The organism is Aeromicrobium sp. A1-2 (assembly GCF_003443875.1).
Taxonomy (GTDB): Bacteria; Actinomycetota; Actinomycetes; order Propionibacteriales; family Nocardioidaceae; genus Aeromicrobium.
Genome location: NZ_CP027482.1, coordinates 1,797,517 through 1,812,928 on the forward strand (window position 1 = coordinate 1,797,517; position 15,412 = coordinate 1,812,928).

The window sequence follows — 15,412 nt, forward strand, 5'->3', positions numbered from 1 at the left end:
GAATGGCAACAGGCCTCCACGGGATTTCAGCCTACCAACACGAAGCCGGTTATGGACAACGACACACGTGTTGGCTCCATTACACCGGTGTGCTGGCTAGTTGGGCACTGCGCCGCTTGAGCTGCGACTCGTGCCCCACGAACCGGGCTGTCCGCCTGCCTGGGCGGCGGCGGCGAGGGCTGTGATGACCCTTCCGGCAGCGCTGTCGGTGACGTCGACCGTCGTGATCTCGGAGGACGAGTCCCCCTCGCGGACGGCCTTGACGGCTCCCCCGTCGGTGCTCGAGGACGACGGACCGGCCACCACGATGCCCTTGCCGCTCTCCTTGAGCGCGGCGGCGAGGGCGGCGATGACGCTGCTCTGGTCGGCGGAGTCGGCCTTCTTGGGACCCGCGACCAAAACGGCGAGCGTCGCGATCTTCTTGGGATTGGCAGGCGTCGTGACGAGCCGTCCTTCGGTGAACGCCGAACGGATCGTGCTCGCGGTCTGGTCCGGAGCGGCGGCCTTGTCTCCGAGGTAGGCACGGCCCAGCGCCGCACCGATGCGTCCGTAGCTGTCGCCGGCCTCACTGACACCCGCCACGCCCTCGGCGGACTGCTGGGCCACGCCTTCGGCGAACTGTCGGCCCGACGAGTCGAGCATCTTGCCGGTCAGGTTGACCTGCCCCGCCAGCTCCGCGCCGGCCTGCTTGAGAGTTGCAGCCAGATCCTTGACCTCAAGGGCACTCGTGCCCGGAACCGTCAGCACCAGGACGGTCTGACCCTTGAGCTTGTCCTTGAGCAGTCCCGATGACGTGCGGCCCGCATAGGCGGACTCGAACGCGGCCAGGGCGGGGTCCGCGGCCTGCTGCTGCGAGTCGCCGCTGCCAAGCAGCGAGTCGCCGGTCTCGTCGAGCGGGCCCGAGCCCAGCGCGACACCCGCCGCAAGGGCGATCAGGATCGCCGCGATCGAGACGATGTGGAAACGGAAGTTAATCACGAAAAGAATCCTTTGATCCAGGTGCCGAGATCGGCGAGCTGGCCACCGAGTGAGTCGTACCAGCCGCCGCCGACCGGGGTCACGGCGACGGCTATGGCCACCGCGACGAGTCCTGCGGCGAGAAGCAGCAGGGCCGGCCACAGGGAGTAGCGCTGTGAGGTGAAGTGGTGCACGGACTTGGCGTCGACGATCTTGGCGCCTGCACGCAAGCGGGCCACGAACATCCGGGCGACCTCGGCCGGTGGGCGCTCGAGGAACGTCGACAATGTCGGCGGTGAGCCGACGTGCACGATGACCGCTGCCTCATTGGTGTCGGCCAGCAGGATCGCCAGGTCGTCGTCCGAGCCGGTCGACACGAACTTGACGATTTCCTTGCCGTGCCGCTCGAGCCGCTCGGGTCGATCGACCGCACCCGATGCGGTCGACACGACGACCTCGCCCGCGGCCCGGATCGCAGCGTCGGACAGGGAGTCGAGACGACCGACCACGACGGCGGGCACGTAGCCCGCCTTCAGCAGCACGTCGGCGCCAGGTCCGGCACCGATCAGGATAGGGTCGTTGTCGTTGATGTAGCGACGCAGCCCGCGCAGGTCTGCGGCGTCGTCATAGGCACGCGAGACGACCACGACGGCGCGGCCGCGCAGCTTGGTGCGCAGCCGCGGAACGTTGGCCCCCGCCAGCAGCATCGACTGCTCACGCTGGATGTGGTCGCTGGCGTTGGCGGCCAGCGAGTCGAGCTTGGTGGCGAGCCCGGATTCGGCCTGAGCCAGGTCGGAGGTCGCGCGGGCCTCATCGAGCTCCGTGCCGGTGACCACGACGATCTCGTTCCGCAGCACGCGACCGTCCTCGATCCGTACCTGCTCACCGTTCTTGAGCTTGCCCCACACCTGTTCGGTCGCGACATCGACCAGCAGGATGCCGGCCCGCGACAGCATCTGCGGTCCGACGTTGGGAACCCGTCCGCTGCTGGACCGCGATGCGTTGATCACGGCTCGCACGCGTTGGTCGATCAGCTGCTGCGCCTCGCGGGCATCGAGCTCGGGAAGGTCGACGATCGCGATGTCGCCTTCGCGCAGCGCAGCGATCTTCCGCTCGCTGCGGGCGAGTCGTACGGTGCCGACGACCCCGCTCACGTCCGGTGACATGGGAGTCTTGCGTCTTCTGATGGCCATCGTGGTCCATGCTTCCCGGTCAGGGTGGCCGATTTGTGCGCAGCGTCGGCGTGTCGGCCAGTTCCGCTCGGACCGGCTGGTGGGTCAGATCAGGATCGGGCCAGCTCCAACAGCTCGCGGGCGTGCGCCTGGGCCGTCGCGGAGTCCTCCTGGCCGGCGAGCATCCGGGCGAGCTCATCGACCCGGCTGTGCTCGTCGAGCCGGATGACCGAGCTGCTCGTGACGGTGCCGTCGTCGTCCTTGGACACCACGAAGTGGTGATCGGCGAATGCCGCTACCTGCGGCAGGTGTGTCACCGCGATGACCTGGGCGTGCTCGGCCAGTCGGGCGAGCCGACGACCTACCTCGACCGCCGCTTTGCCGCCGATCCCGGCGTCGACCTCGTCGAAGACCAAGGTCGGCACCGTCGTGCGATCCGCGAGGACAACCTCCAGCGCTAGCATCAGCCGGGAGAGCTCGCCACCGCTGGCCCCCTTGTGCAGAGGTCGCAGCCCCGTGCCGCTGTTGGCCGCGAACAGGAGCTCGACCTCGTCGAGGCCGTGGGGACCGGGGACTGCGTCCGGAGTGCTCGTGACCTGCACCTCAAGTCGTGCCGAGGGCATCGAAAGCTGCGCGATCTCCTCGTCGACCAGGTCCGACAGGCGCCCGGCCGATGCGGTGCGGATCGCCGACATCTCACCGGCGAGACGCTGGACCTCGGGCCCGAGCTCGGCCTGCTCGGCTTCGAGTGCGGAGATGGACTGATCGTCGCTGCCCAGCTCGCCGAGTCGGGCAGCACCCTTCTCGGCCCAGGCCAGGACGTCGTCAAGGGTCGGTCCGTACTTGCGCTGAAGTCCGGCCAGCGCCGCACGGCGCTCCTGGAGGGTCGCCAGCCGTTCGGGGTCGAGCTCGACGCCGGCGGAGTAGGCGCCGAGCTCGACCCCGACGTCGTCCAGCAGGATGCCGAGCTCGAGCACTCGCTCACCGAGCTCGTCGAGCGCCGGATCGTGCCCGGAGGCCTCGCGCAACGCGGTCGACGCGGCGGCGACCTGGGTGCGAGCGACATCCGGGTCAGCCTCGCCGACCAGGACGCGGTGCGCCCGGTCGGCGGCGCGGGCCAAGGCCTCGGAGTGCGCCAGTCTGCCTTCCTCGATCTTGAGCTGCTCATCCTCGCCGGCCTGCGGATCGACGGCCTGGATCTCGTCGAGACCGAACTGGAGGACATCGAGCTCGCGCGCCCGCTCCTGCGCATGGGTCCGCAGTTCCTCCAGCGTGCGCTCGACCGCACGCCACCTGGCGTAGACCGGCGCATAGGCCTCAACCGCCACCGCGAAGTCGGGGCCGGCGAACCGGTCCAATGCTGCGCGCTGCTCGGCCGCACGCAGCAGACGATGCTGGTCAGACTGACCGTGCACTGCGACGAGCTCATCGGTGACCTCGGCGAGCAGCGCTGCCGGGACCGTCGCACCACCGGCGAGGGCTCGAGAGCGGCCCTGCGCGGACAACACCCGACCGAGGATTACGACATCGTCGTCGATCCGTCCCCCTGCCTCCTCGACCGCGGCCGCGGCGCGGGCCCCGGACGGAACCCCGATGCTGGCCTCGACGCGTGCCTGGTCGGCGCCGCGCCGTACCAGGCCAAGATCAGCCCGGTCACCTCGCAACAGTCCGAGCGCCGTCACGACCATGGTCTTGCCGGCACCGGTCTCGCCCGTGATGACCGTGAAGCCGTCGGAGAGCTCGAGCTCCGCGGAGTCGATGACGCCAAGGGACGACAGCCGCAGGTGCTGCCACATCAGGCGCGCTCCTCTCGCTGACGCTCGGCCGCGCCACGCCACCCGTTGACCGGCAGGTCGAACTTGCGCACCAGCCGGTCGGTGAACGAGGCGGGGCGCAGACGGGCCAGACGAACCGGCGTACGACCCCTGACGACCTCGACCCGGGCCCCCACCGGGAGCTCGGCAGCCCGTCGCCCGTCGCACCACAGCACGCCGGTCGAGTACTCCCCCACGATCTCGATGGCCAGGGTCGAGTCCGGCGACACAACCAGTGGTCGGGCGAACAGGGCGTGGGCACTGATCGGAACCATCAGCAGCGCGGAGACCCCGGGCCACACGATGGGTCCTCCCGCGCTGAAGTTGTAGGCCGTCGAGCCTGTGGGCGTGGCGCACACCACGCCGTCACAGCCCCAGCGGGACACCGGCCGCTCGTCGATCTCGACGACGATCTCAAGCATCCGTTCACGCGCGGCCTTCTCCACCGAGGCCTCGTTGAGCGCCCAGTTGGTCGCGACGACCTCGCCCCGCACCGTGACCGAGACGTCAACGGTCAGGCGCTCCTCGACGGTGTAGCTGCCGTCGACGACACCGCGCACGACGTCCTGCAGGTCCTCGACGTCGGCCTCGGCCAGGAATCCCACGTGGCCGAGGTTGACACCCAGGACGGGGGTGTCGGTGCCGCGGCACATCTCGGCCGCGCGCAGGATCGTGCCGTCCCCGCCGAACACCACTGCGAGCTCGCAGCCCGCTGCGGCGCCCGGGGCAGAGGCGACGATGCCCGGATTCTCGAGTCCGGCCAGCAGGAGCGCCTCGGCCTCGGCGTCGAGCACGGACACATCGACCCCCTCGGCGCGCAGGTCGGCGGCGAACGCCGTGGCGACCTTGGCGGCCTCCTCGCGGGCGATGTGGACGATCAGCAGGACGCGTCGGCTCACGGTCGGGGCTCCTGGGCTTGAGGTGTCAGAGGTCCAGCGGCGACGACCGCATGGGCAGCGTCCTCGCTGGGTGGATCAGCGTCGCTGCGCAGCCAACAGAAGTACTCGACGTTGCCTGCCGGCCCGGGCAGCGGACTGGGGGCCAACGCCCTGGTGCCCCAACCGAGCTCGTGGGCCGAGCGGCAGACCCGGTGCACGGCGTCGGCGTGGAGCAGCGGGTCGCGGACCACACCGTTCTTGCCAAGGTTGCTGCGGCCGACCTCGAACTGCGGCTTGATCATCAGCACGATGTCACCTCCGCCTTGTGGACTGCTCGGTTCGCACACCCGCGTCAGCGCAGGCATCACCACGGTAAGGGAGATGAACGACAGATCCGAGACGATCAGCTCGACCGGCCCACCGATATCGTCCGGCTCGAGATTGCGGACGTTGGTGCGGTCCAGGACGACGACCCGCTCGTCGGACTGCAGCGCCCACACGAGCTGCCCGTAGCCGACATCCACCGCAACGACCTGACGCGCGCCCTTGCGCAGCAGCACGTCGGTGAAGCCGCCAGTGGACGCCCCGGCGTCGAGACAACGCCGGCCGTCGACGCGGAGACCCAGCGGCTCGAACACCCCCAACGCGCCCAGCAGCTTGTGCGCCCCACGCGAGGCGTAGGTCGGCTGGTCGTTCGCCCGCACGACGATGGCCTGATCGGTCGTCACGCCGGTCGCAGCCTTGGTCGCGACCGAGCCTGCGACCTTGACCTGACCCTCCTGGATCAGCGACGCGGCATGCTCACGCGATCGGGCGATCCCACGGCGCACAAGCTCGGCGTCGAGTCTCAGCCTGCGGCTCATTGTCGGCCACCGGGTGGCGTCACGGTCATGGTGACTCCGGGACGTCCTCGTCGCGGCCGGCATGGGCGAGCGACTCACGAAGCACCCGATGGATCGCGTCGAACTCGTCGGGGTGTGTCGTGATGTCGCGTCCCGCGATGCCATCGAGCCGCCCGAGCGCCTCGTCGATCCTTGGGTGGCCGGTCGGCTCGATCGCCGGGCCCGGATCGACGACCTCCACCGGGTCTGCGGGGTCGATCTGGCTCTCGTCGCCAAAGATCTGGCTCATGCGGTCTGCCTCATGGTGCCAGTGTCCCATCCACGGTCACCCGCAGGTCAGAGCGATCCCGCAACGACCAGCTGAGTGCGACAACCGCGCGCAGTGCATTGGTGCTGCGCCCATCCGCGCCGCTGACCGCGATGGTGCCCTCGCGCTCCGTCGCGCGAGCGTCACCGCATCGCGCCCGGTCTCGGTCGACGGTGACGTCGGCATGGACCACGTTGAGCCCCGCGAGATCCGCCGACACGAAGGTCGGTCGATGTCCCGGTGCAGCGTCGACGATGTCCTGCAGCGAGCTGACTCCGGTCAGCACCGCAAGGCTGTCCACACCGGCGTTGATCGCACCGTCGATATCGGTGTCGAGTCGATCGCCGACCATGAGGGGGCGTCCCCCGCCGACGCGTTCGACTGTCTCGTCGAAGAGCGCCTGCTCGGGCTTGCCCGCCACAATCGGCTCCGCTCCTGTCGCGTTGCGGATCGTCTGCACGAGCGAGCCGTTGCCCGGCGCGATCCCTCGCGGGGTCGGAATCGTCATGTCGGTGTTGCTGACGAACCACGGCAGTCCGGCCTGGATCGCGAACGACGCCTCGGCCAGCTGGCGCCATCCGACGTCGGGGTGGAATCCCTGCACTACCGCGACGGGATCATCGTCGATCGTCGTCACGCACCGCAACCCGCGCTCCTCCAGCGGGACGCGGAGCCCGTCACCACCCACCAGCAGGACCACCGAACCGGCCGGGACGGCGTCCGCGACAAGGTGGGCAACGGCCTGCGCCGACGTCACCACGTCGTGGTCCTCGACGTCGGGCATCGACAGCGCCCGGAGGTGCTCGGCAACTTCGCGGGGTGTCCGTGATGCATTGTTCGTGATGTACGCCAGACGCATCCCGTTGCCGCGCGCGGATCTCAAGGACTCGGCCGCGCCTGCCACGGCGTCAGGGCCCACATAGACCACGCCGTCAAGGTCAAGCATCGCCAGATCGTAGGCCGAGCTCAACGGTGCGGAGGTCGAGCCCAGTCCCGATGTCATGCACCCGAGGCTACCGCCGGGTCCGGAACCGTCCGGCACGAGTCGAGCTCGACCGTCACGAAGCTCATGACACCCGAACTGCCGCGGGTGAATCGCCGGCGTAGCTCTCCGGTCACCGCGACATGCGTCCCCGCACTCAACCGGGCCGCCGATCGCCGCAGTGCGAACCTCCACGCCGTGCACTCGAAGGTGTCCACGACCTGCTTGGAACGTCGGCGTGCGGCCGCGCTGCGCCGGACGACCAGGCGGAAGGTCACGACTTCGTCACCGCTGGGCAGGACTCGCGCCTCCGGAGGCGCAGAGACCCGGCCGGTCAGGTGGACGAGGTTGTGGTCGGTCATGGACATGACGATGCCCCCCGTCCAGGACGAGGGGCATCAGTCAGAGCGTGCGGTGTGGACAGCGCGACGCCAGGTTCAGGCCTGTGGACGCTTCTCGAGAGCAGCGACCCGCTCCTCGGCGTCGGTCAGCTTGTTCCCGTCGACCGCGACAGCACGGTGGAACCACTCGATCGCCTCGTCCCGACGGCCCGCGTCAAGCAGGGCATCGGCATATGCGTAGCGCAGACGTGGGACCCAGTCCGAGCGGCCCTTGGTGTGCAACGGCTCGGTCTCGAGCAGACGAATCGCGGCGTCGTACTGTCCCTGGTCACGACGAGCGCCGGCGACCACGATCGACAGCTCGATCTGACCGGAGTCATCGAGGTGGCCGCGGATCTCGGTGGTGTCGTACGCAATGGCCTTGTCCGGCCGCTTCAGCGCGCGTTCGCAATCGGCCATCATCGGGGCGTACAGGTATCCACCGGTCATCCGGCGAGCTGCCCGGAACTCCGAGAGAGCTTCGGCGAACTTGCCCGCGGCATACGCCGTCTCGCCACACGCCTCGCGGACCAGACCAGTCCGGGTGGCGCGAGCCTTGGCCGCCAGGGCGTGCAGGTGCGCGGTCTCAGGATCCTCGACCATCAACAGACCGGCCATCACCAGGTGACGGGCGACCTTGTCGGCGAGCTTTTCCGGGAGCGCCTGGAGCGCCTGACGGGCATGCTTGTCCAGGTCCTTGGCGCTGACGTCGTCCGGGATCGGAGGGCCGTCGTAGATGCGCTGGGCGGCCGTACGGTCGCCTTCCTCCTGGCGTCGGTCGCGGCGTGCCTCATAGGGCTTGCCGTCGCGACGCGGGTTCGACGGCTTGCCGTCTCGACGCACCGGGGCACCACTGCCGCGCTGATCGCGTCCGCCCTGGCCCGTGGGCTTGCCATCACGACGATCCGTGGGCTTGCCATCACGACGCACTGGGTCTCCGCTGCCGCGCTGATCGCGTCCGCCCTGGCCCGTGGGCTTGCCGCCACGGCCACTTCCACCGGCACCTCGGCCGGCGGGCTTTCCGCCATCACGGCGGGGGTTTCTCGACTCTGCCATGAGCCGTTCCTTCCATCAAACTTGCTGGTGAAATGCAGCAAGGCCGCTCCCGTTAGGGAGCGGCCTCGCGCAAAATTTGTCCGGCGACGTCCTACTCTCCCACACAGTCTCCCGTGCAGTACCATCGGCGCTGAAAGGCTTAACTTCCGGGTTCGGAATGTTACCGGGTGTTTCCCTTTCGCCATGGTCGCCGAAACTCTATTGAGATATCAACAAAACCTTGGAGCCCTTGCGGGCTTTCCGGTTCCCGAAACATATCTCGGGAACCTCACAGTGGACGCGGTGTACATCTTTGTAAGAAACAAGCCCTCGGCCTATTAGTACCGGTCGGCTCCACACATTGCTGTGCTTCCACCTCCGGCCTATCAACCCAGTGGTCTGCTGGGGCCTTACCTGGTAAACCAGTGGGAAACCTCATCTTGAAACACGCTTCCCGCTTAGATGCTTTCAGCGGTTATCGCTTCCGAACGTAGCTAACCAGCAGTGCTCCTGGCGGAACAACTGGCACACCAGAGGTTCGTCCATCCCGGTCCTCTCGTACTAGGGACAGATTTTCTCAAGTTTCCTACGCGCGCGGCGGATAGGGACCGAACTGTCTCACGACGTTCTAAACCCAGCTCGCGTGCCGCTTTAATGGGCGAACAGCCCAACCCTTGGGACCTGCTACGGCCCAGGATGCGACGAGCCGACATCGAGGTGCCAAACCATCCCGTCGATATGGACTCTTGGGGAAGATCAGCCTGTTATCCCGGGGTACCTTTTATCCGTTGAGCGACGCCGCTTCCACTTGCCAGCGCCGGATCACTAGTTCCGACTTTCGTCCCTGCTCGAGCTGTCACTCTCACAGTCAAGCTCCCTTGTGCACTTACACTCGAAACCTGATTGCCAACCAGGCTGAGGGAACCTTTGAGCGCCTCCGTTACATTTTAGGAGGCAACCGCCCCAGTTAAACTACCCATCAGGCACTGTCCCTGATCCAGATAATGGACCTAGGTTAGATATCTAGTACAGCCAGAGTGGTATTTCAACGTTGACTCCACCTGAACTGGCGTCCAAGCTTCACAGTCTCCCACCTATCCTACACAAACTGAACCAAACACCAATACCAAACTATAGTAAAGGTCCCGGGGTCTTTCCGTCCTGCCGCGCGTAACGAGCATCTTTACTCGTAGTGCAATTTCGCCGAGTCCATGGTTGAGACAGCGCCCAAGTCGTTACTCCATTCGTGCAGGTCGGAACTTACCCGACAAGGAATTTCGCTACCTTAGGATGGTTATAGTTACCACCGCCGTTTACTGGGCTTAAGTTCTGTGCTTCGCTTGCGCTGACACGTCCCCTTAACCTTCCAGCACCGGGCAGGAGTCAGTCCGTATACGGCGTCTTTCGACTTAGCACGGACCTGTGTTTTTAGTAAACAGTCGCTTGGGCCTGGTCTCTGCGGCCTTCAACGCTTCTCGGAGCAAGTCCGATAACGCATCCGGCCCCCTTCTCCCGAAGTTACGGGGGCATTTTGCCGAGTTCCTTAACCATGGTTCACTCGATCACCTTAGTATTCTCTACCTGACCACCTGAGTCGGTTTGGGGTACGGGCGGCTCTAGATCTCGCTAGATGCTTTTCTCGGCAGCATAGGATCACTCACTTCGACTAAAACGTCTCCCCATCAGATCTCAGGCATGTGAATGACGGATTTGCCTATCATTCGCCCTACGTCCTTGGCCCGGGACTACCATCGCCCGGGATGAGCTACCTTCCTGCGTCACACCATTGCTTGCTTACTACCAGATCGGGTCGTGCGCAGCGCCGGCTTCGCTCCGAAGAGTCCCGCCAGTTTTGGGCACTTAGCATTTCTGGGTTCTGCATGGGCGATCTAATGCCGGTACGGGAATATCAGCCCGTTGTCCATCGACTACGCCTGTCGGCCTCGCCTTAGGTCCCGACTTACCCAGGGAAGATTAGCTTGACCCTGGAACCCTTGGTCATTCGGTGGAGGAGTTTCTCACTCCTCATTCGCTACTCATGCCTGCATTCTCACTCGTGTAGCCTCCACGGCTGGATCACTCCGCCGCTTCGCTGGCCACACGACGCTCCCCTACCGATCCATGCGCCTGGACCACGAAGGCCTGGCTATTGCATAAATCCCATAGCTTCGGTGGATAACTTGAGCCCCGCTAAATTGTCGGCGCGGAATTACTTGACCAGTGAGCTATTACGCACTCTTTAAAGGTGGCTGCTTCTAAGCCAACCTCCTGGTTGTCACTGCGACTCCACATCCTTTTCCACTTAGTTATCGCTTTGGGACCTTAGCTGATGGTCTGGGCTGTTTCCCTCTCGACAATGGAGCTTATCCCCCACTGTCTCACTGCTGCGCTCTCACTTACCGGCATTCGGAGTTTGGCTGAATTCGGTAAGCTTGTAGGCCCCTAGTCCATCCAGTGCTCTACCTCCGGCAAGAAACACGCAACGCTGCACCTAAATGCATTTCGGGGAGAACCAGCTATCACGGAGTTTGATTGGCCTTTCACCCCTATCCACAGGTCATCCCCCAGTTTTTAACCTAGGTGGGTTCGGTCCTCCACGCGGTCTTACCCGCGCTTCAACCTGCCCATGGATAGATCACTCCGCTTCGGGTCTAGATCCTGCAACTATGGTCGCCCTATTCGGACTCGCTTTCGCTACGGCTACGGCTCGACGCCTTAACCTCGCTACAGAACGCTAACTCGCAGGCTCATTCTTCAAAAGGCACGCTGTCACCCTTCACAAGTGAAGAGCTCCAACGGATTGTATGCACATGGTTTCAGGTACTATTTCACTCCCCTCCCGGGGTACTTTTCACCTTTCCCTCACGGTACTAGTCCGCTATCGGTCATCGAGGAGTATTTAGGCTTAACGGGTGGTCCCGCTAGATTCACACCGAATTTCAGGGGTTCGGTGTTACTTGGGATGACACAAAAGAGCCATGAGCTTACGTGTACGGGGGTATCACCCTCTATGCCGCGACTTTCCAGTCGGCTTTCACTTCACTCATGGTTTATGACTCTTTGTCTGATCGGCAGAACAGACCATGTGGTCCACAACACCCAGTGACAACGCCTGCCGGCTATCACATCACTGAGGTTTAGCCTGATCCGGTTTCGCTCGCCACTACTACCGGAATCACTTTTGTTTTCTCTTCCTGTGGGTACTGAGATGTTTCACTTCCCCACGTTCCCTCCTGCTGCCCTATGTGTTCAGACAGAGGTACCTGGACTTTACTCCAGGTGGGTTTCCCCATTCGGACACCCCCGGATCACAGGTCGGTTGTCACCTTCCCGGGGCTTTTCGCAGACTCCAACGTCCTTCATCGGCTCTCGATGCCAAGGCATCCACCATGTGCACTTAGTAGCTTGTTGTTACTACAAAGATGCTCGCGTCCACTGTGAAGTTCTCAAAATACGTTCGGTCCCGCATAAAATTCCACGCCTACCAGAAACGCCCTCACGGGTCGAACCTGGTGGTTCGTGGTATATGCGGTCCGAGAAACCAACTCTTCCGAGCTGATCCCTCAGGACCCAACAGTGTGCCTGATCTGATGACTACTTCCCAACGACTTTCCACGCTCCGAAGAGCAGTACTGACGCTGCTGGCTGTCACCAAGCCAAATAATCGACGATCCACTAGTGAGCTGAAGCGCATCAACACATTCGGTTGATAAACGCCTCATGGACAGCCACCACGATGGGCGACTGCCAGATGCTCCTTAGAAAGGAGGTGATCCAGCCGCACCTTCCGGTACGGCTACCTTGTTACGACTTCGTCCCAATCGCCAGCCCCCTTCGACAGCTCCCTCCGTAAACGGTTGGGCCACTGGCTTCGGGTGTTGCCGACTTTCATGACGTGACGGGCGGTGTGTACAAGGCCCGGGAACGTATTCACCGCAGCGTTGCTGATCTGCGATTACTAGCGACTCCGACTTCATGGGTCGAGTTGCAGACCCCAATCCGAACTGAGACCGGCTTTTTGGGATTCGCTCCACCTTGCGGTTTCGCAGCCCTTTGTACCGGCCATTGTAGCATGCTTGAAGCCCTGGACATAAGGGGCATGAAGACTTGACGTCATCCCCACCTTCCTCCGAGTTGACCCCGGCAGTCTCCTATGAGTCCCCACCATTACGTGCTGGCAACATAGAACGAGGGTTGCGCTCGTTGCGGGACTTAACCCAACATCTCACGACACGAGCTGACGACAGCCATGCACCACCTGTAAACCGACCACAAGGGGGGCCGTATCTCTACGGCTTTCCGGCATATGTCAAACCCAGGTAAGGTTCTTCGCGTTGCATCGAATTAATCAGCATGCTCCGCCGCTTGTGCGGGCCCCGTCAATTCCTTTGAGTTTTAGCCTTGCGGCCGTACTCCCCAGGCGGGGCGCTTAATGCGTTAGCTGCGGCACGGAGACCGTGGAAGGTCCCCACACCTAGCGCCCAACGTTTACGGCATGGACTACCAGGGTATCTAATCCTGTTCGCCCCATGCTTTCGCTCCTCAGCGTCAGGTAATGCCCAGAGAACCGCCTTCGCCACCGGTGTTCCTCCTGATATCTGCGCATTCCACCGCTACACCAGGAATTCCGTTCTCCCCTGCATACCTCTAGTCTGCCCGTATCGGAAGCACGCTCAGGGTTGAGCCCTGAGTTTTCACTCCCGACGCGACAAACCGCCTACGAGCCCTTTACGCCCAATAATTCCGGACAACGCTCGGACCCTACGTATTACCGCGGCTGCTGGCACGTAGTTGGCCGGTCCTTCTTCTGCAGGTACCGTCACTTTCGCTTCGTCCCTGCTGAAAGAGGTTTACAACCCGAAGGCCGTCATCCCTCACGCGGCGTTGCTGGATCAGGCTTTCGCCCATTGTCCAATATTCCCCACTGCTGCCTCCCGTAGGAGTCTGGGCCGTGTCTCAGTCCCAGTGTGGCCGGTCACCCTCTCAGGCCGGCTACCCGTCAATGCCTTGGTGAGCCATTACCTCACCAACAAGCTGATAGGCCGCGAGCTCATCCTTCTCCGCCGGAGCTTTCCACTCCAGACCATGCGGTCCGAAGTCATATTCGGCATTAGCCATCGTTTCCAATGGTTATTCCAAAGAGAAGGGCAGATTGCTCACGTGTTACTCACCCGTTCGCCGCTCGTGTACTCCCGAAGGAGCCTTACCGCTCGACTTGCATGTGTTAAGCACGCCGCCAGCGTTCGTCCTGAGCCAGGATCAAACTCTCCGTTGAAACAGCTAAAGCGCTGTCAAACTTCAGTTCGACTCTGACAAACTATTTGCTGACAAATAAATTGTCCGAATTAATCCATCGACCATCACAGCAAACCCGAAGGCTCACCGATCAATCTCGACGGGGTACTACTAATTAATCTCGTCGACTTTTGGCACACTGTTGAGTTCTCAAGGATCAGACGCACACCTAGCCACAACCAAACGGTCACAGCCTCGGGGCAACTCGTCTAACTTACACGGTTCGTTTTCACCGGTCAAACCCGGGTCGGTCACCATGTCAGCTCTGTCTGTCAGCGATCCGTCTCCGGGAGCCTGTAAAGACGCCGTGCCGTTGATCGTTTCGGTTGAGCCGGCTGGAAGCTGGAAACAACTTGCCTTTCGGCCTGTCATCCCGCTGCGCTGTCCAACAAGAAGAACATTACGGGCACGTTTCCCCGCTCGTCAAATCGCTCGGCTGTGGCCCACGCCACATTCGCCGGGGCCCCTGAAATGACGGGGTTCAGCGGATCGCGACGCCCGAGATCGACCGTTTGCCTTTGCGGATGACAGCCCACGTGTTGTAGAGAAGCAGCTCGCTGGTCAGCTCGAGATCTGGGTCGGAAACCCGTTCGTTGTTGAGGTACGCGCCCCCCTCAGCGACAGCCCGACGGGCAGCCGACTTGCTGTCAGCGAGTCCGGACGCGACCAGGGCGTCGACGATCGTCGGACGGTCGGACGCGGAAAGGTCGACCGCGCCGGCTTCTCTCAGAGCGGCGGCCAGGGTCTGCTCAGGCAGATCGGCCAGGTCGGCCCGCCCGAACAGGGCACGCGACGCGAGCTCGGCCGCACCGGCCTCCTCGACTCCGTGGACGATCGTCGTCATCTCGGCTGCCAGACGCCGCTGTGCGCCCCGCGCGCCCGGCTTCTCGATGTGCTCGGCCTCGATCTGGGCTATCTCCTCGAGCCCGAGGAACGTGAACTGGCGGAGGTACTCGACGACCTTGGAGTCCTCGGCCTGGATCCATGACTGGTAGAAGGCGTACGGGCTCGTGAGGTCCGGGTCCAGCCACACCGTGCCGGACTCGGTCTTGCCGAACTTGGTGCCATCGGCCTTGGTGATGAGGGGCGTCGCGAGCGCATGCACCTTGGCGCCGTCCGCACGCCGGACGAGCTCCACACCAGCGGTGATGTTGCCCCATTGGTCGCTGCCGCCGGTCTGCAGGACACATCCGTGCCTGCGGTGCAGCTCGAGGTAGTCCATCGACTGCAGCAGGACGTAGCTGAACTCGGTGTAGCTGATGCCTGACTCGAGCCGGCTGCTGACGACGTCGCGCGCCAGCATGCGGTTGACCGGGAAGTGCTTGCCGATGTCACGCAGGAAGTCGATCGTGCTGAGGCCGGCGGTCCAGTCCAGGTTGTTGACCACGGTCGCACCGTTGTCACCGCCGAACTCGACGAATCGGGACACCTGAGCGCGGATCCTCTCGACCCACTCCCCCACGGTCTCCTTGGTATTCATGATCCGCTCGCCGGCTTCCTTGGGGTCACCGACCATGCCTGTCGATCCTCCGACCAGCATCAGCGGCCGGTGCCCGGCCAGCTGGAGTCGCCTGGCGGTGAGGATCTGCAGCAGGTTGCCGATGTGCAGGCTCGGTGCGGTCGGATCGAACCCCACGTAGTAGGTGATCGGCCCCGCTGACAGCTCCGCGCGCAGCGCGTCACGGTCCGTCGAGTGCGCGATGAGTCCTCGCGCGTCGAGGTCGTCCAGTACGTGGGTCACAGGCCAGTC

At 63.9% G+C, this 15,412-nt stretch carries 10 protein-coding genes and 3 rRNA genes; all 13 read right to left on the reverse strand.

Annotated elements, in window-relative coordinates:
* Nucleotides 1-96 precede the first annotated feature (96 nt).
* Nucleotides 97-978 (reverse strand): copper transporter, encoded by an 882-nt coding sequence (locus C6I20_RS08755; RefSeq protein ID WP_162891233.1) that lies wholly within the window; start codon nucleotides 976-978, stop codon nucleotides 97-99.
* Nucleotides 975-2,150, reverse strand: coding sequence for a putative cytokinetic ring protein SteA (steA, locus tag C6I20_RS08760; RefSeq protein ID WP_118395612.1), 1,176 nt, complete (start codon nucleotides 2,148-2,150; stop codon nucleotides 975-977). The genes C6I20_RS08755 and steA overlap by 4 nt, the downstream gene beginning before the upstream one ends.
* A gap of 89 nt (nucleotides 2,151-2,239) precedes the next feature.
* Entirely contained in the window at nucleotides 2,240-3,925 is a 1,686-nt protein-coding gene (recN, locus tag C6I20_RS08765; RefSeq protein ID WP_118395613.1) for a DNA repair protein RecN, read from the reverse strand.
* Nucleotides 3,925-4,842 carry an NAD kinase gene (locus C6I20_RS08770; protein WP_118395614.1) on the reverse strand — a complete coding sequence of 306 codons (918 nt, stop codon included), beginning with the start codon at nucleotides 4,840-4,842 and terminating at the stop codon, nucleotides 3,925-3,927. Before C6I20_RS08770 ends, recN begins: the two co-directional genes overlap by 1 nt.
* Complete coding sequence (locus tag C6I20_RS08775; RefSeq protein ID WP_118395615.1) at nucleotides 4,839-5,684, reverse strand: TlyA family RNA methyltransferase; 846 nt, start codon at nucleotides 5,682-5,684, stop codon at nucleotides 4,839-4,841. The genes C6I20_RS08770 and C6I20_RS08775 overlap by 4 nt, the downstream gene beginning before the upstream one ends.
* 25 nt (nucleotides 5,685-5,709) lie before the next feature.
* Nucleotides 5,710-5,952, reverse strand: a complete 243-nt coding sequence (locus tag C6I20_RS08780) for a hypothetical protein (protein ID WP_118395616.1) — start codon at nucleotides 5,950-5,952, stop codon at nucleotides 5,710-5,712.
* Nucleotides 5,953-5,962: 10 nt separating this feature from the next.
* A complete protein-coding gene (locus tag C6I20_RS08785) occupies nucleotides 5,963-6,973 on the reverse strand; it encodes an HAD-IIA family hydrolase (RefSeq protein ID WP_118395617.1) in 1,011 nt (336 codons plus the stop codon).
* Nucleotides 6,970-7,314, reverse strand: a complete 345-nt coding sequence (locus C6I20_RS08790) for a single-stranded DNA-binding protein (protein ID WP_118398760.1) — start codon at nucleotides 7,312-7,314, stop codon at nucleotides 6,970-6,972. The genes C6I20_RS08785 and C6I20_RS08790 overlap by 4 nt, the downstream gene beginning before the upstream one ends.
* A 75-nt stretch (nucleotides 7,315-7,389) precedes the next feature.
* The gene (locus tag C6I20_RS08795) at nucleotides 7,390-8,388 is read right to left on the reverse strand and encodes a tetratricopeptide repeat protein (protein ID WP_118395618.1); all 999 of its coding nucleotides are present in this window, start codon (nucleotides 8,386-8,388) and stop codon (nucleotides 7,390-7,392) included.
* A 78-nt stretch (nucleotides 8,389-8,466) separates the two neighbouring features.
* A 5S ribosomal RNA gene (rrf, locus tag C6I20_RS08800) occupies nucleotides 8,467-8,583 on the reverse strand.
* Nucleotides 8,584-8,685: 102 nt separating this feature from the next.
* Nucleotides 8,686-11,778 (reverse strand): 23S ribosomal RNA (locus C6I20_RS08805).
* Nucleotides 11,779-12,129: 351 nt separating this feature from the next.
* Nucleotides 12,130-13,642 (reverse strand): 16S ribosomal RNA (locus tag C6I20_RS08810).
* The 16S, 23S and 5S rRNA genes sit together here, the layout of an rRNA operon.
* A gap of 501 nt (nucleotides 13,643-14,143) precedes the next feature.
* Nucleotides 14,144-15,403 carry a tyrosine--tRNA ligase gene (gene tyrS, locus C6I20_RS08815; RefSeq protein WP_118395619.1) on the reverse strand — a complete coding sequence of 420 codons (1,260 nt, stop codon included), beginning with the start codon at nucleotides 15,401-15,403 and terminating at the stop codon, nucleotides 14,144-14,146.
* Nucleotides 15,404-15,412: the final 9 nt, after the last annotated feature.